This window comes from Methylobacterium sp. D48H, assembly GCF_053345715.1.
This window is the reverse complement of the sequence record NZ_JBKFAP010000019.1, coordinates 98208-117441: the sequence shown is the minus strand read 5'-3', so window position 1 is coordinate 117441 and position 19234 is coordinate 98208. Positions and strand designations below refer to the sequence as shown.

20 protein-coding genes are annotated in these 19234 nt (G+C 73.9%); 11 read left to right on the top strand and 9 right to left on the bottom strand.

What is annotated here, in order from left to right; genetic code table 11:
* Window positions 1-8 precede the first annotated feature (8 nt).
* From ACLBX8_RS24100 to ACLBX8_RS24070, 7 genes are all read left to right on the top strand, one after another.
* A complete protein-coding gene (locus tag ACLBX8_RS24100) occupies window positions 9-725 on the top strand; it encodes an SDR family NAD(P)-dependent oxidoreductase (protein ID WP_447715850.1) in 717 nt (238 codons plus the stop codon).
* 155 nt (window positions 726-880) lie between these two features.
* Complete coding sequence (locus ACLBX8_RS24095) at window positions 881-1147, top strand: GCG_CRPN prefix-to-repeats domain-containing protein (RefSeq protein ID WP_042675167.1); 267 nt, start codon at window positions 881-883, stop codon at window positions 1145-1147.
* A gap of 193 nt (window positions 1148-1340) precedes the next feature.
* On the top strand, window positions 1341-1568 hold the full coding sequence (locus ACLBX8_RS24090) for a hypothetical protein (protein WP_447681894.1): 228 nt from the start codon (window positions 1341-1343) through the stop codon (window positions 1566-1568).
* A 177-nt stretch (window positions 1569-1745) separates the two neighbouring features.
* A complete protein-coding gene (locus ACLBX8_RS24085) occupies window positions 1746-2288 on the top strand; it encodes a sigma-70 family RNA polymerase sigma factor (RefSeq protein ID WP_020095120.1) in 543 nt (180 codons plus the stop codon).
* Window positions 2285-3127 carry an anti-sigma factor family protein gene (locus ACLBX8_RS24080; RefSeq protein ID WP_447681893.1) on the top strand — a complete coding sequence of 281 codons (843 nt, stop codon included), beginning with the start codon at window positions 2285-2287 and terminating at the stop codon, window positions 3125-3127. The genes ACLBX8_RS24085 and ACLBX8_RS24080 overlap by 4 nt, the downstream gene beginning before the upstream one ends.
* A gap of 70 nt (window positions 3128-3197) precedes the next feature.
* Window positions 3198-3890, top strand: a complete 693-nt coding sequence (locus ACLBX8_RS24075) for a helix-turn-helix transcriptional regulator (RefSeq protein ID WP_091977416.1) — start codon at window positions 3198-3200, stop codon at window positions 3888-3890.
* Between the two features lie 137 nt (window positions 3891-4027).
* Entirely contained in the window at window positions 4028-4255 is a 228-nt protein-coding gene (locus ACLBX8_RS24070) for a DUF1127 domain-containing protein (RefSeq protein ID WP_020095124.1), read from the top strand.
* Window positions 4256-4303: 48 nt separating this feature from the next.
* Here the strand turns inward: ACLBX8_RS24070 and ACLBX8_RS24065 are convergent, their stop codons facing one another.
* Window positions 4304-5323 carry a zinc-dependent alcohol dehydrogenase family protein gene (locus ACLBX8_RS24065; RefSeq protein ID WP_447681891.1) on the bottom strand — a complete coding sequence of 340 codons (1020 nt, stop codon included), beginning with the start codon at window positions 5321-5323 and terminating at the stop codon, window positions 4304-4306.
* Between the two features lie 213 nt (window positions 5324-5536).
* Here ACLBX8_RS24065 and serA point away from each other — a divergent pair, with 213 nt between their 5' ends.
* Complete coding sequence (gene serA, locus ACLBX8_RS24060; RefSeq protein WP_082558002.1) at window positions 5537-6757, top strand: phosphoglycerate dehydrogenase; 1221 nt, start codon at window positions 5537-5539, stop codon at window positions 6755-6757.
* Between the two features lie 114 nt (window positions 6758-6871).
* Here serA and ACLBX8_RS24055 read toward each other — a convergent pair whose 3' ends face one another.
* The 3 genes from ACLBX8_RS24055 to cysE all read right to left on the bottom strand — a co-directional run bounded on the left by ACLBX8_RS24055 (window position 6872) and on the right by cysE (window position 11552).
* The gene (locus ACLBX8_RS24055) at window positions 6872-8866 is read right to left on the bottom strand and encodes a family 2A encapsulin nanocompartment cargo protein cysteine desulfurase (protein WP_447715848.1); all 1995 of its coding nucleotides are present in this window, start codon (window positions 8864-8866) and stop codon (window positions 6872-6874) included.
* Window positions 8853-10250, bottom strand: coding sequence for a family 2B encapsulin nanocompartment shell protein (locus ACLBX8_RS24050; protein WP_026605239.1), 1398 nt, complete (start codon window positions 10248-10250; stop codon window positions 8853-8855). The genes ACLBX8_RS24055 and ACLBX8_RS24050 overlap by 14 nt, the downstream gene beginning before the upstream one ends.
* Before the next feature lie 429 nt (window positions 10251-10679).
* Entirely contained in the window at window positions 10680-11552 is an 873-nt protein-coding gene (gene cysE / locus ACLBX8_RS24045; RefSeq protein ID WP_020095129.1) for a serine O-acetyltransferase, read from the bottom strand.
* Window positions 11553-12198: 646 nt separating this feature from the next.
* Here cysE and ACLBX8_RS24040 point away from each other — a divergent pair.
* The 3 genes from ACLBX8_RS24040 (at window position 12199) to ACLBX8_RS24030 (ending at window position 14103) form a co-directional block, all read left to right on the top strand.
* Window positions 12199-12477 carry a hypothetical protein gene (locus tag ACLBX8_RS24040; RefSeq protein WP_020095131.1) on the top strand — a complete coding sequence of 93 codons (279 nt, stop codon included), beginning with the start codon at window positions 12199-12201 and terminating at the stop codon, window positions 12475-12477.
* A 55-nt stretch (window positions 12478-12532) separates the two neighbouring features.
* Entirely contained in the window at window positions 12533-13783 is a 1251-nt protein-coding gene (locus tag ACLBX8_RS24035) for a hypothetical protein (protein WP_447715847.1), read from the top strand.
* Between the two features lie 98 nt (window positions 13784-13881).
* Window positions 13882-14103, top strand: a complete 222-nt coding sequence (locus ACLBX8_RS24030) for a hypothetical protein (protein WP_091681463.1) — start codon at window positions 13882-13884, stop codon at window positions 14101-14103.
* 27 nt (window positions 14104-14130) lie between these two features.
* Here the strand turns inward: ACLBX8_RS24030 and ACLBX8_RS24025 are convergent, their stop codons facing one another.
* Genes ACLBX8_RS24025 through ACLBX8_RS24005 form a run of 5 tightly spaced genes read right to left on the bottom strand, consistent with a single transcriptional unit; the run spans window position 14131 to window position 19233 of the window.
* The gene (locus ACLBX8_RS24025; RefSeq protein WP_447681888.1) at window positions 14131-14931 is read right to left on the bottom strand and encodes an ABC transporter ATP-binding protein; all 801 of its coding nucleotides are present in this window, start codon (window positions 14929-14931) and stop codon (window positions 14131-14133) included.
* 7 nt (window positions 14932-14938) lie between these two features.
* The gene (locus ACLBX8_RS24020; RefSeq protein WP_447681887.1) at window positions 14939-16306 is read right to left on the bottom strand and encodes an ABC transporter substrate-binding protein; all 1368 of its coding nucleotides are present in this window, start codon (window positions 16304-16306) and stop codon (window positions 14939-14941) included.
* Between the two features lie 33 nt (window positions 16307-16339).
* A complete protein-coding gene (locus tag ACLBX8_RS24015; protein WP_376738926.1) occupies window positions 16340-17371 on the bottom strand; it encodes a branched-chain amino acid ABC transporter permease in 1032 nt (343 codons plus the stop codon).
* Between the two features lie 9 nt (window positions 17372-17380).
* Window positions 17381-18274, bottom strand: a complete 894-nt coding sequence (locus ACLBX8_RS24010) for a branched-chain amino acid ABC transporter permease (protein WP_042675144.1) — start codon at window positions 18272-18274, stop codon at window positions 17381-17383.
* Window positions 18271-19233, bottom strand: coding sequence for an ABC transporter ATP-binding protein (locus ACLBX8_RS24005; protein WP_447681885.1), 963 nt, complete (start codon window positions 19231-19233; stop codon window positions 18271-18273). Before ACLBX8_RS24005 ends, ACLBX8_RS24010 begins: the two co-directional genes overlap by 4 nt.
* Between the last annotated feature and the right edge of the window lies 1 nt (window position 19234).

The following is a 19234-nucleotide window of genomic DNA, read 5'->3' as shown; positions in this document are numbered from 1 at the left end:
CGGATACCATCAGGGCCAGCGGTCAACATGAACGACTGCATCGAAAGGCCGGACACAAGACTGCACCCGACCAACGCGTCAGAAGCTCAATTCGCCACTTGCAATGCGGGAGCCATCCACACAGGACCGGCGGCGCGCTGATCAACCTGGGCTCCGTCGCCTCCGACCTCGCCTTGCCGATCCAGGGCATGTACTCCGCCTCCAAGCACGCGATCAAAGGCTTCACGGACGCGCTCCGGATGGAGCTCCAAGAGGAGGGCGCCCCGGTCTCGGTGACGCTCATCAAGCCCGCCTCGATCGACACGCCGTTCCCGGAGCATGCCCGGAACTACATGGCGCAGGCGCCCAAGCTGCCGCCGCCGGTCTACGACCCTGCCGACGTCGCCGACGCGATCCTGTACGCCGCGGAGCACGGGCCCCGCGACCTCTACGTCGGCGGCGGCGGCAAGCTGATGAGCGCACTGCGCAAGCGGGTCCCCGCGGCGACCGACTGGATGGGCGCCCAGGTGATGTCGCGGAGCCAGACGGCGGGCGCGGCCGGCAAGCGGCGGGACGGCGCCCTCCACGCGGCCGGCCGCGACGGGGCCGTGCGGGGCGGCTCGCCCCACCACGTCATGCGCAGCGCCTACACCCGGGCCTCGATCAACCCGGTCCTGACCGGGATCCTGCTGGCGGGGGCCACCGCGGCCGCGGCCTCGCTGCTCGGCCGCGCCGATCGCCGCTAGAGCCCCGCCGCGGCGCCCGCCCCGCGCGGGCGCCGGCCGGACTGTTTGTTTCTAGACGATGATGGCGGAGGTCAGCCGACATTCAGACCCGATGACCATTCTTACCGGGTCTTGCGCCGGGCCGACCGGCGCGGAACCGAACAGAAGGTCTGATGATGATGCACGTGAAGATGATCGCGGCCGCCGCGGCTGTCGTCGGCGGCCTCGGCCTGGCCTCCGCCGGCGCGGCGCCCCTGGCGCCCGCCGGCGCCGACACGCTCACCGGCCCTGCCGCGGTCAGCACCGTCGCCTTCGGCTGCGGCCCCGGCTGGGCGCCCGGCCCGTACGGGCGCTGCCGGCCGATGTACCGGCGGCCGCGCTTCTACGGCCCGCGCTGCTTCTTCCGTCCGACCCCGTGGGGACCGCGGCGCGTCTGCCGCTAAGGTCGCGCAGGCACGCATCCCGACGCGCGAATCCGGCGCCGAACCGTGACCCGATCCGCGGGTTGATCCAGGGGCAGGTCCCGTCTCCGAGGAGGCGGGGCCTGCCCCTTCCCGTTGGCGGTGATGCGGGCCGGCAGCGCCGGGGATGCCACGACCGGGACCGCGGACGGTCCCGCTCCGGTTGGACATGGCCATGGCCCAGGATCAGAGCGGCGGCGCGAACCCCTCGGCGGCGGAACGGGCGGCGGCCGAGCGCGTCGCCCGCAAGCGCCTCGGTCCGGACGGCTGCCCGGAACCGGCACCCGACCGGCGATCGCCGTCCGGACAGGACCGCGGGAGCGAGGCCGCGGCGCCGGACCGCCGGGCGCCTCCGGGGCGGCCGGTCGCGACGCGCCACCGGCCCGAGAGGCTTCCCAAGTAGCGCCCCGAGTAGCGCCCCGAGTAGCGCCCCGAACATTCGCGTGCCCGGACGCGGGAATAAAGCCCGCCGCCGCCCGGTTCCCGATTGTGTGGCACAAGGCTGCAGGCAGGAGCACGAGGGCAGGGACCCCATGGCTTCGCAGGCTCTCGACGGGGCGGGCCCGGCCCGGCCGCCGACATGACGACCCTGGCGCGCGCGCGCTTCAGTCAGCTCGTTCTCCCGCGCCTGGACGAGGGCTACCGGCTCGCGCACTGGCTCACCGGCAACGCCACCGACGCCGAGGACGTGATGCAGGAGGCGTGTCTGCGCGCCTACCGGGCGATCGAGGGGTTCGCCGAGGGCAATGCCCGGGCGTGGTTCCTGACCATCGTCCGCAACACCGGCTATTCCTGGCTGCAGCGGCACCGGCCGCGGGCGGTGGTCTTCGCCGACGACCTCGCCCCCGAGGCCCGCGCCGAGCTGGAGATCGGGGGCGCCCTGACCGAGGTCCCGGAGACGCCCGAGGCGACCCTCATCGCCCGCGACGACGCGGGGCAGCTCGCCCGGGCGGTCGAGGCCCTGCCGGTGGCCTTCCGCGAGGCGCTGGTCCTGCGCGAGTACCACGGCCTCAGCTACCGGGAGATCGCCACGGTGACGGGGGTCCCGATCGGGACCGTGATGTCGCGCCTCGGCCGCGCGCGGCAGCACCTGCTTGCACGGCTCGCGAAGGACGGGCGATGACCGACGACGAGACCCTCCTGCTCCTCAGCGCCTACGCGGACGGCGAGCTGTCGCCCGGCGAAGTCCTGGCCATGGAGCGCCGTCTCGCGGCGGATCCCGACGCGCGGGCCCTGGCGGAACGCCTCCGCGACCTCTCGGCCACCCTGCGCGGGCCCCTCGCGGGGCCGCCCGCCCCGGAATCCCTGCGGGCGCGCGTGATCGAGCAGATCGGCTTCACCGACCCGCCCCCGTCGCGCGGCCGCCTCGGAGACCCGCTCGGGACCCGGCTCGGGTCCTGGGTCGGGACCTGGGTCGAGGCCTGGCTCGAATCCTGGCGCAGATCCCGGCAGGCGCTGGCCGCGACGCTGCTCGTCGGCCTCGTCGGCGGGGCCGCGCTCGGCAGCGGGATCGTCTATCTCGACCGCCCCGACGGCGCCCCGGATACCGGCGCGGCCGTGCTCGCCGGCCATCTCCGCGGCCTCGCGGCGCCCCAGCCCTTCGACGTCGCCTCCTCGGACCGGCACGTGGTGAAGCCCTGGTTCAACGGCCGGACCACCCTCGCGCCCGAGGCCCCCGACCTGTCCGACAAGGGCTTCCCGCTGGTCGGCGGCCGGGTCGACATCGTCGGCGGAACCCCCGTGCCGACCCTGGTCTATCGCCGCGACAGGCACGTCATCAGCGTCACGGTGGTCCCCGCCGCCGACGGCCCCGGCGCCGGCGAGGAGCGGCGCGATGGGTCCACGATCGAGCGCTGGCGCCTCGGCGACCTCACCTACTGGGCGGTCTCGGACCTCAACCGGCGCGACCTGCGCGCCTTCGCCGACCTGTTTCAGTCCCGGACCGGGGGCCCGCCGGGATAAGGCGGGAATAAGGGACGCCAGTTTCGGGTTATTACTGATATCGTGATGTCGATCCGGCGAGGATCCCAGCGTGATCAGTCAATCCCACCTGCACACCCGCAGAGCCGAAACGATATCCGGGATCGGCTCCGCCCAGGAGCGGCGGGTTCAGGCCGGCGGCACCCCGGTCTTCCCGGACCCGACCCTCGTGGAGGCGGCGCTCCATCTCCTGGCGGAGCATCTTGAGCAGGGGCTGGCGGTGACCGACCGGTACGGGCGGGCCCATTTCCTGAACCGCGCGGCGCAGGCCTTCGTCGCGCGCGGACTCCTGTGCCTGGAGCACGGCGGCCTGCGCGGCGCGACGCCCGAGGACAGCGCGGCGCTGCGCCGGGTCATCGCCCGCTGCGCCGCGGGCCATCGCGGCGGCTCGGTGCGATTGGAGGGCGCGGGCGGGACGCTCCTGGTCGCCGCCTCGGCGATTCCCGGGACGCTCGGCCCGATCGGCGAGGGCGCGGTTCTCCTGCGTCTCACCGACCCCGGGACCCCGCGCCTGCCGGATCCCGGCATTCTCCAGGACCAGTTCGGCTTCACGCCCGCGGAGGCGGCCCTGGCCGTCGACATCCTGGCCGGGAACGACCTCGCGGCGAGCGCGACGCGCCGCCGGATCACCCGGAACACGGCGCGCGTGCACCTGCGCCACCTGTTCGAGAAGACGGGGACGCGCCGCCAGGCCGAGCTGGTGCGCCTGCTCCTGCTCTGCCCGCAGCCGATCGCGGACGCCTAGCGCGCTCCGGCAAAAATATTCGCGCCGCGCGCCACCCTTAATCCGAACGGAGGATGCGCATAGTCCGCATTAAAGCGACGCTGATCCGGCCGATCGTGGACAAACCACGGATCTTTCGGCGCAACGGAGGCTGGATCATGATCCTCTCGTTCCTGAAATCTGCCCGGAAGAGCCGCATCGCGGCGCGAAATCTTCGCATTCTCTCGGCCCTCGACGACGAGATGCTGAGCGACATCGGCCTCGACCGGCGCACACTCCGCACGTTCTGCGAGAACGGCTGCGCGCACGTGCCGCCGCCGCCGAGCCAAGCCGAGACGCCCCGGGCCCTGATGATACCCGGTGGGCTCGGGATCGCCTTCCGCTGAACGCCCGCCGCACCGCCCGCTGCACCGCCTCGGGCCCGGCCGGACCGCTCAGATCTCGACGCAGATCTTGCCGAAGTGGCGGTTGCTCTCTTGGTGGCGGAACGCCGCGACGAGGTCGTCGAGGGGGAAGCGGCGGTCGATGACCGGCCGCAGCCCGCAGGCGTCGATGCCGCGGATCATCTCGATCTGGTGGCGCCGGCTGCCGACCAGCACGCCCTGCAGCCGGATCTGCTTCAGGAGCGCCGGCACCAGCGGCAGCTCGCCCGCGACCCCCGAGAGGATGCCGATCACCGAGACGTGGCCGGCGACCCGCGCGGCGGCCATGGACTGCTCCAGCGTCGCCGGGCCGCCGACGTCGAGGACGTGGTCGACGCCGCGCCCGTCGGTCAGGCGCCGGGCGGTCTCGCCCCAGGCCGGGTCGGTGCGGTAGTTGATGACGTGGTCGGCGCCGAGACCGCGCAGGCGCTCCAGCTTGTCGTCGCTGGAGGAGGTGGCGATCACCGTGGCCCCCGCCGCCTTGGCGAATTGCAGGCCGAACAGCGACACGCCGCCGGTGCCCTGCACCAGCACCACGTCGCCGCTCTTCAGGCCGGCATCGGCGTGCAGCGCCCGCCACGCGGTGAGCGCGGCGGTGGTGAGCGTCGCCGCCTCGGCGTGGTCCCAGCCCCGCGGGGCGCGGGTGAAGGCGGTGGCGGGCGCGGTGACGCCCCCGCGGGCGTAGCCGTCGACCCCGTCGCCCGGCACGGTGGCGAAGCCCTCGACGCGCGGCGCGCCCTCCAGCCAGGTCGGGAAGAACGTGCTGACCACCCGGTCGCCCACGGCGAACTCGGTCACGCCCGGCCCCACGGCCTCGACCTCTCCGGCCCCATCGGACATCGGGATGCGCGGCTCGCTCGGGCCCCACATCCCGCTGACCACCGCGTAGTCGTGGTAGTTGAGGGAGCTCGCCCGCAGGCGGACGGTGATCGCGCCGGGCCCGGGCTCCGGCACGGGCCGCTCGCCGAAGGTCACCGCGTCGAAGCCGCCGCCGGGCTGGACGATCACGGCCCGGGCTGTCGATCCGGTCATGGTGCACCTGTCGCTCCGCGGCCTCGGCCGCCGGGAGGCGGACACTGGCAGGCCCGGCGCGCGCCGTCGAGACGACGGGGCCGGGCCGTCCGCCGCGGGGCGGGGAGGGCGGCGCGCGCCCGCAACCCCGCCCCGCCCGCGCCGCCCTTGCCGCCGCGCCGCGCCGGCGCCAAGGTCGCGGATCGCATCCCGTCCGTGGAGGGAGGACAGACCGTGTCGACCGAGCGCGTCGTTCTGACCGAAAGCATAGCGCCGACAGCGTCCAGGATCTTCACCCAGGCCGGGATCGGCGCCATCCGGCAGCTGTCGCGCGCGGTCAGCCCCGGGGACGCCGGCGAACTGGCCGACGTCACCGTCCTCGGCATCCGCTCGCGCACGCAGGTCACCGCCGCGCTTCTCGACGCCCTGCCCGACCTCGCCGCCATCGGCTGCTTCAGCGTCGGGACCAACCAGGTCGACCTCGAGACGGCGCGCGCCCGCGGCCTGCCCGTGTTCAACGCGCCGTTCTCAAACACGCGCAGCGTCGCCGAACTGACGATCGGCGAGATCGTGATGCTGCTCCGGCGCATCGTGCCGCGCTCGGTCGCGGCCCATGAAGGCGGCTGGGACAAGTCGGCCACCGGCGCCTTCGAGGTGCGCGGCAAGACGCTCGGCATCGTCGGTTACGGCAATATCGGCGCGCAGCTCTCGAACCTCGCCGAGGCGATGGGCATGCGCGTCATCTTCTACGACCTCACCGACAAGCTGCGCCACGGGAACACCGAGCCGGCCGAGAGCTTCGAGGCCCTGCTCGCCGTGAGCGACGTGGTCAGCCTGCACGTCCCGGAGACGCCGCTGACCCACGGGCTGATGGGCGCGGAGCGGATCCGCGCGATGAAGCCGGGCGCCTACCTGATCAACAACAGCCGCGGCACGGTCGTGGACCTGGACGCCCTGGCGGCGGCGCTGCGCGACGGTCACCTCGCCGGGGCCGCGATCGACGTCTTCCCGGTGGAGCCGACCTCCAACGCCGAGCGCTTCGTCTCGCCCCTGCAGGGGCTGCCGAACGTGATCCTCACCCCCCATGTCGGCGGCTCGACCGAGGAGGCCCAGGACCGCATCGGCGCGGAGGTGGCCCGCAAGCTGGTCGACTACGTCCAGACCGGCTCGACGCTCGGCGCCGTGAACTTCCCGCAGGTCCAGCTGCCGCCGCGCCTGTCGGGCGCGCGGTTCCTCCACGTGCACCGGAACGTGCCCGGCGTGCTCGGGCAGATCAACGCGATCTTCTCGGGCCGGTCGCTCAACATCGACGCGCAGTACCTGCAGACGGACGGCGAGTTCGGCTACGTCGTGGTGGATGCGTCCGTGCCGCCGGGCGAGGCGGACGCGGTGCTCCGCGCGCTGCGGGCCATCGACGGCACGGTGCGGACGCGGCATCTCCGACCGGCGGCGTGAGGATCCGCGCGCCGCGCCGGACGTCGGCGACGGGTCGCGCGGATCCTCACACCCGCAGGGCAGGGTTCGGCGCGGACACGACGCCCCCGCGCCCGCCGGCCGGCGACGCGCCGGTCACGGTCGCGGCAGCGTGTGCAGCGCCCTCAGGAAGGCGTCGACCTCCGCGCGGGTGTTGTAGAAGGCCAGCGAGGCCCGCACCGACTGGTCGACCCCGAACCGGCGCAGGGCCGGCAGGGCGCAGTGGTGGCCCGAGCGCACCGCGATGCCGTGCGCGTCGAGGTGGTGGGCCACCGCCTCGTTCGTCTGCCCCTCGATCACGAAGGACATCACGCTCGCCTTCTCCCGGGCCGTGCCGATCAGGCGCAGGCCCTTCACGTCGGCGAGCCCGCCCTGCGCGTAGCCCAGGAGGTCGTGCTCGTAGGCGGCGATCGCCGGCATGCCGATACCCGCGAGGTAGTCGAGCGCCGCTCCGAGACCGACGGCCCCGGCGATGTCGGGTGTGCCGGCCTCGAACTTCTCGGGCGCGCCCTTGTAGACGGTCTTCGCGAAGGTGACGTCCTCGATCATGTGGCCGCCGCCCTGCCAGGGCGGCATCGCCTCCAGCAGGTGGGTCTTGCCGTAGAGCGCGCCGATGCCCGTCGGCCCGAACACCTTGTGGCCGGAGAAGACCAGGAAGTCCGCGTCGAGGGACTGCACGTCCAGCGGCATGTGCGGCGCGGATTGCGCCGCGTCGACCAGCACCGGCACCCCGTAGGCGTGGGCGAGCTGGATGATCTCCCGCACCGGGTTCACGGTGCCGAGGGCGTTGGCCACCTGCGTCACCGAGACGATCTTGGTCCGGCCGGAGAGCAACGCCGCGTACTGCTCGAAGATGATCTCGCCCCGATCGTTGACCGGGATCACCCGGAGCGTCGCCCCGGTCTGCTGCGCCAGCAGCTGCCAGGGCACGATGTTGGCGTGGTGCTCGATGGTCGAGACGATGATCTCGTCGCCCGGGCCGACATTGGCCCGGCCGTACGAGTTCGCCACGAGGTTGATCGCCTCCGTGGTGCCGCGCAGGAAGACGATGTCGTCCTTCGACGGCGCGTTGAGGAAGCGGCGCACCGCCCCGCGGCCGCCCTCGAACAGGTCGGTGGCGCGCGCCGCCAGGGTGTGGGCGGCCCGGTGGATGTTCGAGTTGTGCCGGGCGTAGAACTCCGCGGTCGCGTCGATCACCCCTTGCGGCTTGTGGGTGGTGGCGGCGTTGTCGAGCCAGACCAGCGGGTGGCCGTTGACGCTCTGGTGCAGGGCCGGGAAGTCCCGGCGGACATGCTCCACGTCGAAGGGCGCCGCCACCGGGCTCGACCCCTGCGCGGCCAGGCGCGGCGCCGGGCCCGGGTCGCGGGCCGGCTCCACCCGGGGGCTCGCCGGCGCCCTGCGGGCCGGCCCGGGGCCGAGGTTCAGGAAGTAGTAGTCGGACGGCGGTGCCTCGGGCGCCCGGGACAGATGGCCGGTCCGGGCGAAGCGCTCCTGCGCCGCATCGCGGCCGACTTTCGACGGATCGGCCGGCACGAGAGCCGGGGCGAGGGCGTGCGCGAAGGCGTTGGCGCGGGGATGGTCCGCGGCGATCTGCCGGTGCAGCTCCGGACCGCCGGGCAGGGCGGCCGCGAGCGCCTGGGCGCCGGCGAAGGAGAAATCGGGCAGCACGGGGCGCGGGCTCGCCGGGTGGACCGGCGGGATCGCCCCGACATCGGCGAGGGCCGGGCTCGCGGGTGCGAGGTTCGGCACGGTCGGGCCGGAGAGGCCCGGCAGGCCGACCGGCTGCGCCCCGAAGGAGCGCGCCGCCAGCGCGAAGGCGTCGGGCGGCAGGCCGGCGGGCTGGCCGCCCGCTGGGGCGGAAGGGACGCCCAGGGGCGCACTCGGCAGCGGCGCGCCGCCCGGGCCCTGGGGCAGGCTCTCGAGGGCCTGCGGGACCTGGGGGCCGGCGGGGAGCGCCGGCGCGAAGGGCCGGCTCGCGGCCTGACCCTGCCCGTAGATCTCCCGGGCGAGGCGTCCGACGAGATCCGCGTGGGCCAGCTCGCCCGGGCTCGCCCCGGGCAGCCCGCGGGCGAAGGCCTCAGGCGTAGTCATGGTAATTGCCCAGCAGCACGTTATCGAGGCGGGCGATCGCGTCCTCGACCAGCACGGCGGCCGAGAAGTAGCGGGTCACGAGGTGCGAGGCGATCGAGTGGTCGTTGGTGCCCATGTAGCGCACCGACAGGCCGGGCTCGATCTCGCCGGTCACGCCCGACTTCTGCAGGCCGACCACGCCCTGCTCGCCCTCGCCGACGCGCAGCAGCAGGATCGAGGTGGTCTCGGCCCCGGTCACCGGGTCGAGGTCGATCGGCAGCTTGTCGCTCGGCACCAGCGGCACGCCGCGCCACGTGATGAACGGCGCGCCGAACAGGTGGACGACGACCGGCGGCACGCCGCGGCGGGTCGCCTCCCGGCCGAACGCCGCGATGGCGCGGGGATGGGCCACGAAGAAGGCGGGCTTCTTCCAGACCAGGGTCAGCAGCTCGTCGAGGTCGTCCGGGGTGGGCGGGCCGCCGCGGGTGGGGATGCGCTGGCGCGGGCCGACCTCGCCGAGAAGGCCGAACTGCGCGTTGTTCAGGAGCTCCCACTCCTCGCGCTCCTTCACGGCGTCGACCGTGAGGCGGATCTGCTCGCGGAGCTGGTCGATCTCGTTGGAGTAGAGATCGGTGACGCGGGTATGGGTGTTGAGGATCGTCTGGATGGTCGAGAGGTGGTACTCGCGCGGATCGACCTCGTAGTCCACGAAGGTCGTCGGCAGGCGCGGCTCGCCGGTATGGACCGCCAGCAGCTCGATCCCCTGCTCGCCGTAGGAGTTGGTGTGACCTTTGAGGCGGTCGCGCTCCTCGCGGTACTGCGCGATCTTGGCACGGATCTCCTCGCTCTCCACCGCGGCGGCGTCGAGGGTCAGGAGGGTCACGGCCGACAGGGCCTTCACGGCCGGGGCGGGCGCGCGCTCACCGGCGAGGCCCGCATCGCCGAAATAGTCGCCCTTCGTGGCGAGCCCCTGGCGCAGGCGACCCTTGTAGGGGCCCGACAGGGTCAGCTCGACGGTGCCGTCGGCCACCACCGTGAGGCTGCGGCCGGCGGAGCCCTCCTCGTGGATCACCGTTCCGGCCTTGTGCCGGCTCTCGGTGAACTTGGCCGCCAGCGCCGCCAGTTCGGCATCGCCCAGCCGGCTGAACAGCGGCACGGCCCGCAGGGAGGCGGGACGGATCACCTTGCCGTCCCCCTTGTCCTCGGCGACGAGATCGATCCGGCCGGGGCGGGCCAGCACGACGGCGCGGCGGTTGACGCGGTAGACCCCGCCCGCCACGTCCACGAAGGGCAGGAGCCGGAGCAGCCAGCGCGGCGTGTTGGCCGCGTTCTGGACCGAGGTGACGGTCGCCGTCGCAAGATTGCGTGCCGCCGTGGCGCTCACGCTCAGACCCGGTCCGCTCATCGTTCGTCCTCACTCCATCCAGGATTTCAGGCGCGCCGCGCCGATCCGCGCGGCGGCGGTGCGCCCCGCAGCCTGCGCGGGGCGGACGCAAGTCGTTCCGATCAGAACGCGACGACGATCGCGACCCGAGCGGCCGCACCGTCAATCAAATCATGTATTCTCTAGCAGTCCGACAGCCATCTTCGAACGCTCGGCCGGGCCGACTTCATCGTTGTTCCGGCGATGTCTGGATAAAGTCTGATTCGCCCAAGGGTCAACGGAATGATGTCCCCATTTTTCGTCGATTCGTAGAAATGGATCCCGTGGTATGCACGACGAACAGGACACGACCGCCCTCAGACGGGCATGTCAGAGAACTTAATTCTATGGAGTCTCGCCCGGCGGCGGCGCCCGGACGACTTTGTTGTCAGGAAAAATCTTTCGCGCGTCTCAGATGCCGTCCCCGTAGCCGAAGGACTGGTCCATGCTGAGCGCCGGCTCCTCGTCGACGGGCAGGCGCGAGACGACCCGGGCCGGCACGCCCGCCACGGTCGTGTGGGGCGGCACGTCCTGCAGCACCACCGCGGCGGCCGCGACCTTGGCGCCCGCCCCGACGCGGATGTTGCCCAGTACCTTGGCGCCGACGCTGAGCAGCACCCCGCGCTCGATCTTGGGATGCCGGTCGCCGCTCTCCTTGCCGTTGCCCCCGAGCGTCACCGACTGGAGGATCGAGACGTCGTCGGCGATCACCGTGGTCTCGCCGATCACCACGCCGGTGGCGTGGTCGATGAACACCCCCGAGCCGATCCGGGCCGCCGGGTGGATGTCGCAGCCGAACACCTCGGAGATCCGGCTCTGGACGTGCAGCGCCAGGGTCGCCCGGCCCCGGTGCCAGAGCCAGTGGCCGACCCGGTACGCCTCGAGCGCGGCGAGTCCCTTGTAGAACAGGAACGGGTCGAGGTAGCGGCGGCAGGTCGGGTCGCGCTCGCGGATCGCCACGAGGTCGCGCACCGCGTGGGCGCCGGCCTGCGGGTCGGCCTCGAAGGCCGAGAGGCACAGGTCGCGCATCGACAGGCGTGCGAGGTCGCCGTCCCCGAGCCGGTGGGCGAGGCGGTAGGCGAGGGCCTGGGCCAGCGAGCGCTGGTCGAGGATCGTCGCCTGGATGATCCCCGCATAGAGGGGCTCCTCGATCAGGGCCGCCTCGGCCTCGGCGCGCAGGGCGGCCCAGACTTCGGCCTCCGCGGTGCTGCGGCTCGTGATGCGCAGGGGCGGCTGGACCACGGCCATCGTGGCACCCGCGGCGGGCAGGGCAGCGTGATGCATCGGTCGTCGCCGATCACGGCAGGGGGCGGAACGGGCCGGGCCGGCCGCGCTCCAGGGCGTCGTGCCCCTGGACCGTCACGCCCACATTGGCCGGGGCGTCGCCCCGCATCATCGTCCCCGGGGCCATGGTGTCGTCTCCCTCGAATCGGTCGCGGTGGCGGTGGCGGCCCGATTCCGCCGCCGGCGGCGCCGGCGAGAAGTCTCTTCCGGATGCCCCGGTCCGGCGGAGAAGGTTTCGACCGCACGAGCGCGTTGCCGGAGCATTGTTTCGCTAAGTCATTGTTACAGAATGATATTCAGGCATCGCGCCGGCTTTGGCAAGTCCCGGGAGCCGGCCGTCGCCGACCGGCACCGGCGATCGATCGCGGCCGCGATCCGGGCATATCTCCGCCGACCCCGTGCTTCTGCTCCGGCTCGCGGCTTCGACGAACAACCTGCGCTGCAAGTCCTCGCCAATTTGGCAGCACATTCTCGGGCCCGGCGTCTACATTGACGGCGTCGACATACAGTCGATGCGGAGCTCAACGGAGGTTTGCCGTGATCACCAGCAAGGAACGGTTCGCCCGGATGACTGCGCCGTGTCTGCCGTGTTGCCGCGTCCAAGAGGAGGAGAGCGCACGACATCAGACACGCGAGGCGACCACCGATGCTGACCTATGACACGACCCGGAACACCCGTCCCGACCTGAGCCCCGAACCGGCCGCCGCCCTCGGCCGGGCCCTGTCCCGGAGCGTCCGCTCCCATCCCTCCCACGAACGCGCCGCCCTCGCGAGCGCCCTCGACGACGGCCTGATGCCCGACGAGGTCGCGCAGATCCTCGCCGGCCGCCCGGTGGCCGAGGCCTTCCCGATCCGCTGGGGCGAGAGCCCGGAAGCCTACGCGTCCCGGGCCGTGTCCGAGATGTTCGTCGCCTACCTCCAGTAGGCGCGTCGCTGCCGGCCGCGCCGGCCTCTCCGACCACGAACGATGGAAACCTGCCATGTCGGTCTTCCCCCGCGGGTGGAGGCGCCGGACGGGGACGGCCGCCTGCGCGCTCGCCCTGGCGCCCGCCCTGGCGCTCGGTGCCGCCGGCCCGGCCGCGGCCGGACACAAGCCGAAGGGCCGCGGCGCGGCCGGCGTGCCGGACGTCCCGGCCCGGCTCACGGTCGGGCCGGGCGGACGGGACCTGAGGCTCGCGGGCGATCTCGCGGCCGGGGTCGCCGCGCGGGTCCGGGCCATCCTCGCCGCGCACCCGCGGATCGCCCGGATCCATCTCACGAGCGACGGCGGCCTCGTGGAGGAGGGGGCGGCGATCGGGGCGCTCGTGGCGGCCCGCGGCCTCGCCACCTACGTCCCCGACGCCTGCGCCTCGGCCTGCACGCTGATCTTCGTCCGCGGCCGGACGCGCTACCTCGCGACCGGCGGGCGGCTCGGCTTCCACGCCCCCTACGAGATCGGGGCGCGGGGCCGGATGCGCCCGGTGGATTCCGCGCCGGAGCGGGCGGCCTACCGGGCCGCCGGCCTGCCGGCGGCCTTCGTGACGCGGGCGCTGGCCGTGCCCCCGGCCGGGATCTGGATCCCGACGGACGGGGAGCTGCGCGCGGCCGGCATCGTCACCGAGGTCGTCGGACCGGACCGCTTCCCCGATTCCACCCTGGACGCGGATCCGAGCGCGGCCGGGGCGCGGGCCGCGATCCTGCGGAACCTGCCGATCCTGCGCCAGGCCGAGGCGGCGGGGCTCGACCCGATCGCCCGGTGGTACCGGGACGGCTACGCCGCCGGCCGGCCGGAGGCGGAGGCCGCCGCGGGGTTGAGGCGGATGGCCGCCGGCTACCTGCAGCGGCGCTTCCGGTCGGCCGACGACGCCGTCGTCCGCGCCCTGGGCCAGCGGATCCTGGCGACGCTGGAGCGGGCCGGCGCGGGGGACGCGGCGGCCTGCGGCCTCCTCGCGGCCGGCGACCTCGTGGCGCTCGACGCGCGGCTGCGGGCCGAGCGGCCCGCGTCGCACGGGCTCGCCCCGCTCCTCGCCCGGACACGGGCCGCGCGGCCGGACGGAGCGGCCGCGCCCGCCGCGGACCCGGGCACCGCGCGGTCGATGGCCGCAGCGGCGGCCCCCTCGGGCGACTGCGCCGCCCGGATCGCCGCGACGCGGCGCGCCCTCGACCTTCCGGCCCGCGAATCGGCCGCCGCGCTGCGGGCCCTGTTCCTCGCGGAGCCGCAGCGGATCCTGGCGAGCCGCGACGGGCCGTAGCGGCCCGCCGACCCTCGACACGCCGCGCCGGCGCCTATCTTCGCACCCGCGGCACGCCCCGGACGGGCGCCGGCCGCGGAGAGACGGGGGTTCGACGGATGCCGGATTATCGCCTGCGCGGGGCGGTCCGTGGCGAGGATGGCGAGATCGGCGCGCCGCGCGTCGACGAGGTGCTGACGGCCGCTGACGCGAAGGAGGCGGTGCGCCTCGCCAACAGCCGCTCGCTGACGATCGAGGACGACGCGGTGAACGCCCTGTGGCTGGTCGACGCCCACGGTACCCTGCTCTGGTCCCTGCGCCGGGCCGACCGGGACTCCTGACGCGAGGCCTGACGCGGGCCGGCACCGTCAGCCCGATGCGCGGCGGCCCGTCTCCGGCAGCGCGGCGGCCCCGGCATCGTCGGCGCCCCCGAGATACAGGGACCGGACGTCGTCCCGCGCCCGCAGGGACGCGGCGGTGCCGGCCAGCGCGCTGCGCCCGTTCTCCAGCACCACGGCATGGTGGGCGTGGCGCAGGGCGAGGCGGACGTTCTGCTCGGCCACCAGCAGGGTCAGACCCTCGGCGCGGTTCAGGCCGGCGAGCACCCGGTAGATCTCCTCGACCAAGCGGGGGGCGAGCCCCATGGACGGCTCGTCGAGGACGAGCAGCCGGGGCCGCCCCATCAGCGCCCGGCCGATCGCCGCCATCTGCTGCTCGCCGCCCGAGAGCAGGCCGGCGGCGACGCCCCGCTTCGCGGCGAGCCGCGGGAACAGGCCGTAGACCCGGTCCAGATCGGCGCGCACGCCGCCGCGGCCCGTACCGCGCCCGAGGCCGCCCGCCACGAGGTTCTCCTGGACGCTCAGGCTCCGGAAGCAGTGGCGCCCCTCCAGCACCCCCACGAGCCCGGCGCGGACGAGGACGTCGGTCCGGGTCCGCGTCACGTCGCGCCCGTCATAGGCGAGGCGCCCGGCCGTGACCCGGCCGCGCAGGGCCGGCAGCAGGTTCGACACCGCCCGCAGCAGGGTCGTCTTGCCGGCGCCGTTGGCGCCGACCAGGGCGACGATCTCCCCCGCCCGGACCGCGAGGTCGACGCCGTGCAGGGCGTGCACCGCCCCGCCGTAGACGACCTCCAGGGCCTCGACCTGCAGGAGGGGCGGCGCGGCGCTCATCGGGCGCTCACCGGGCCGCCGCGGCGGCCTGCTTGCCGGCCGCGTCCGCGGCCTCCTCGGCCGCGCAGTCGCGCGGGGTGATGCCGCGCTCCTTGGCGTAGGCGGTCGCGGAGGCCTCGATGAGCGGGCGCAGGCTCGCCCAGTCGGGGGCGATCCAGTCGGACACGACATTCCACTTCGCCCCGTCCCATTGCTGGAAGGTGACGCGGCCCTCGCCCTCGTGGTTGGCGCAGGTGACGTTGATCGAGTGGAACAGGCCCTTGGCGCCGAGCGCCGCCACCCGGGCCTCGTCGAGGCGCAGGTGCTCGAAGCCCCAGCGCACCTCGTCGCCGGTGAGCGTCCGCTGGCCGAACCGCGCTTGCGCGATCCGCACCGCCTCGACGTTGAGGATGCCGTTCAGCACCCCGAGATTGTGGTAGACGCTGCCGATCCGCTTCCGGTCGGCGAGGTTGCCGTTGCCGGCCCCGTAGACCTTGCCGACAACCTCCTGGATCACCGGGTAGGCGGTGCCCGAGGCCTGGGTCGTGATGGCGACGTAGCCCTTGGCGGCGTCGCCCGCCGGGATCACGTCCTCCTCCGAGTTCGACCAGACATTGCCGACGATGCGGTCGGCCGGGAAGCCGGTCTTCTGGGCGGTCTTCAGGGCCACCGGGTTCATCACGCCCCAGCCGCGCAGCACCACGAAGTCGGGCCTCAGGCGCCGGATCGTGAGCCACTGCGACTGCTGCTCGTTGCCGGGATGGGGCACCTCGATCTGCGCGACGGTGAAGCCGTAGCGCTCGGCGAGCCGCGCGTAGATCGGGATCGTCTCCTTACCGTAGGGCGAGCCGTGGTAGAGCACCGCGACGGTCTTGCCCTTCAGCTTGTCGAGGCCGCCCGCGCGGGTGCCGAGATACTGGATGATGCCGCTCGTCTCGCTGTAGGGGTTGAGCAGCAGCGGGAACACGTAGGGGAAGACGCGCCCGTCGGTGGAGTCGGTGCGGCCGTGGTTGATCGTGATCAGCGGCACCTTGTCGGCGGTGATGCGGTCGATCATCGCGTAGGCGATGCCCACCGAGAGCGGGTTCCAGGCGGCGATGCCGGGCCGGGACTTCAGCCGCTCGTAGACCTCGACGCCGCGCTCGACCTCATACTGGGTCTCACCCTCGCTCCAGGTGAGCTTGACGCCGTTCACCCCGCCGTCGCGGGCGTTGATCAGGTTGAGATAGTCGATGAAGCCCCCGAAGAAGCCGGTCCCGCCGGCCGCGTAGGGGCCGACCCGGTAGCTCTGGAGCGGGAAATACTGCTCGTCGGCCCAAGCGGCCCGGGGGGCCGCGCCGGCGAGCGCGACGGTGCCGGCGAGGAGCGTTGCGCGGAGTCGGGTCGTCAGGGGCATGGTCGTCCTGGGGTTGGTCGGGCGGGGAGGGGATCAGGCAGCGCGGCGGCCGAGGCGGCGGCCCGCCCGGTCGAGGAGGGCGGCGAGGCCGGCGGGCTCGCGGATCAGCACGGCGACGATCAGGGCGCCGAGCACGACGCGCTGGACCATCTCCAGGGTGCCGGAATCGAACCCGTCGCCGAGGACCGCCGCGCCGAGGCGCGACAGGAGTAGGGGCAGCACCACGATGAAGCCCGCGCCCAGGAAGGCGCCGCGCAGGGTGCCAAGGCCGCCGATGATCACGATGAACAGGATCTGGAAGGAGCGGTCGAGGTTGAACCCCGCCGGCTCGACGGTGCGCAGATACGCGAAGGCCCAGAGCGCTCCGGCGATCCCGATCACGAAGGACGAGGCCGCGAAGGCCAGGAGCTTGGTCCGGGCGACCCGCACGCCGACGAGGCGGGCGGCGGTCTCGTTGTCGCGGATCGCCACGAGGTTCCGGCCCGTGGGCGAGGTCACGAGCCTCCACGCGACGAAGGTCAGCAGCGTGACCACCGTGAGCGTGACCAGGTAGCGGCCGCGCGGGTCGTCGAAGGACAGGCCGGCCACCACCAGCCGGGGGGCGGTGACGATGCCCGAGGGGCTGTCGTCGGAGATCCAGCCGATCCGGTTCAGCGCCCAGGCCACGAAGAACTGCACGGCGAGCGTCGAGACCGCGAGGTAGAAGCCCCGCAGGCGCAGGGCCGGCAGCCCCGCCACCAGCCCGGCGAGCGCCGCCACGAGGCCGGCGAGCAGGAGCGACGCCGGGAGCGGCAGGCCGGGCAGGCGCAGCGACAGGTTGAAGGCCGCGTAGGCCCCGACCGCCATGAAGGCGGCCGAGCCCAGGGAGAGCAGCCCGGCATAGCCGGTGAGCAGGTTGAGCCCGAGGCCGGCCAGCGCCAGGGCCAGGAACGGCGTCAGCAGCGCCTCGAACAGGTAGCTCGTTCCGGTGAGCGGTACGATCCCGTAGGCGAGGACCAGCAGGGCGCCGAGGCCGAGGGTCCCGGCGGACAGGTGCGGGCGCGGCACGGCGCGGGGGAGGGCCACCACGGCGGCTCAGACCCGCTCGACGGCGCGCAGGCCGAGCAGGCCCGACGGCCGGACCAGCAGGAAGCCCAGGGCCGCCACGTAGGCGATCCAGCCCTCGATACCGCCGCCGATGACCGGCCCGAGATAGACCTCGGACAGCTTCTCCGCCGCGCCGACGATCAGCCCGGCCACGATCGCCCCGGCGACGGAGTCGAAGCCGCCGAGCACGAGCACCGGCAGCGCCTTCAGCACCACCAGCGACAGGGAGAACTGCACGCCGAGCCGCGCCCCCCAGAGCAGCCCCGCCACCAGCGCGACGATCCCGGCGGCGATCCAGACCGCCGACCAGATCCGGGGCAGTCGGAGGCCGGTGTTGAGGGCGGCGAGCGGATCGTCCGCCACCGCCCGGAAGGCGAGGCCGGTGCGGGTGTAGCGGAAGAAGGCGGCGAGGACCGCCACCATCAGGCCCGCCACCGCGGCGGCGAACAGGTCGAACCGGCTGACCAGCACGCCGCCGAGATCGATCGGCGTGTCGTCGATGCCGAGGTCGAGCCCGTGGACCTGGGTGCCCCAGGCGAGCTGGGCCGCGCCCTCGATCACGTAGGCGACGCCCAGCGTCGCCATGAACAGGGTGATGGGCGGCTGGTTGACGAGCGGCCGCAGCACCAGGCGCTCCACGCCGAGACCGACCACCACCATCGCGGCGAGCGTCGCGGCCAGGGCCGCCGGGACGGGCAGGCCGCGCTCGGTCAGGCTCACGAAGGTGAGGGCGGCGAACAGCACCATCGCGCCCTGCGCGAAGTTGAGCACGCCCGAGGTCTTGTAGATCAGCACGAAGCCGATCGCCACGAGGGCGTACATGACGCCCGACAGGAGGCCGCCGACGACGACCTCGATCAGGAAGGCGAGATCCGGGCTCATGCGGCAGCCGCGTCCCCGTCTTCGGCCACGTCTACATCCGCGCCTCCATCCGCGGCGGGATCAGTGGCGGCATCCGCCTCCCCGTCCGCGAGCCCCAGATAGGCCGCGATGACCGCTGGGTCCGCCCGCACCTCCGCGGGCGTGCCGGTGGCGATGCGGCGGCCGTGGTCGAGCACGGTCACCCGGTCGGAGAGGCGCATGACGACGCCGATATCGTGCTCGATCAGGACGATCGCGGCCCCGGACCGATCCCGCGCCGCCCGGATGAAGCCGGTCATCTCCGCCTTCTCGGTCGCCGTCATGCCGGCCATCGGCTCGTCGAGGAGCAGGAGCCGCGGCCCGGCCACCAGGGCCCGGCCGAGCTCGACCCGCTTCTGGAGCCCGTAGGGGAGGCTGCCGGCGGGGCGGTCGGCCACCGCCGCGAGGCCGAGGCGTCCGATCACCGCCTCGGCGGCGGCGCGGTGGGCGCGCGCCTCCCGCCGGGCGGAGGGCAGGCCCAGGATCTGGGCCGCGGGCCCGGCGCGCCGCGCGGCCGAGAGCCCCGCGAGGACGTTGTCGCGCACGCTCAGGCCCGCGAACAGGGCGAGGTTCTGGAAGGTCCGGGCGACGCCCAGTGCGGCGAGCCGCCCGGCCGGCACCCGGGCGAAGCTCTCCGCGCCGAGCCGCACCCGCCCGGCCCGCGGTGCGTAGAGGCCGGTGATCGCGTTGATCAGCGAGGATTTGCCGGCGCCGTTCGGCCCGATCACGGCGTGGATCTCGCCGGCCCCGACCGCGAGGTCGATCTCCGCGAAGGCGACGGTGCCGCCGAAGGCGAGGGACAGCCCCTCGACCGACAGGACCGCGTCCGCCCGGTCCCGGTGCGGGCCGCCGCCGGGGCCTGCCGCCGGGCGGGCGGCGGGCCGGGGGAGGGGGCCTCGCCCGTCCCGGACCGGGCGGACGAGGCGCAGCGCAGGCTGCATG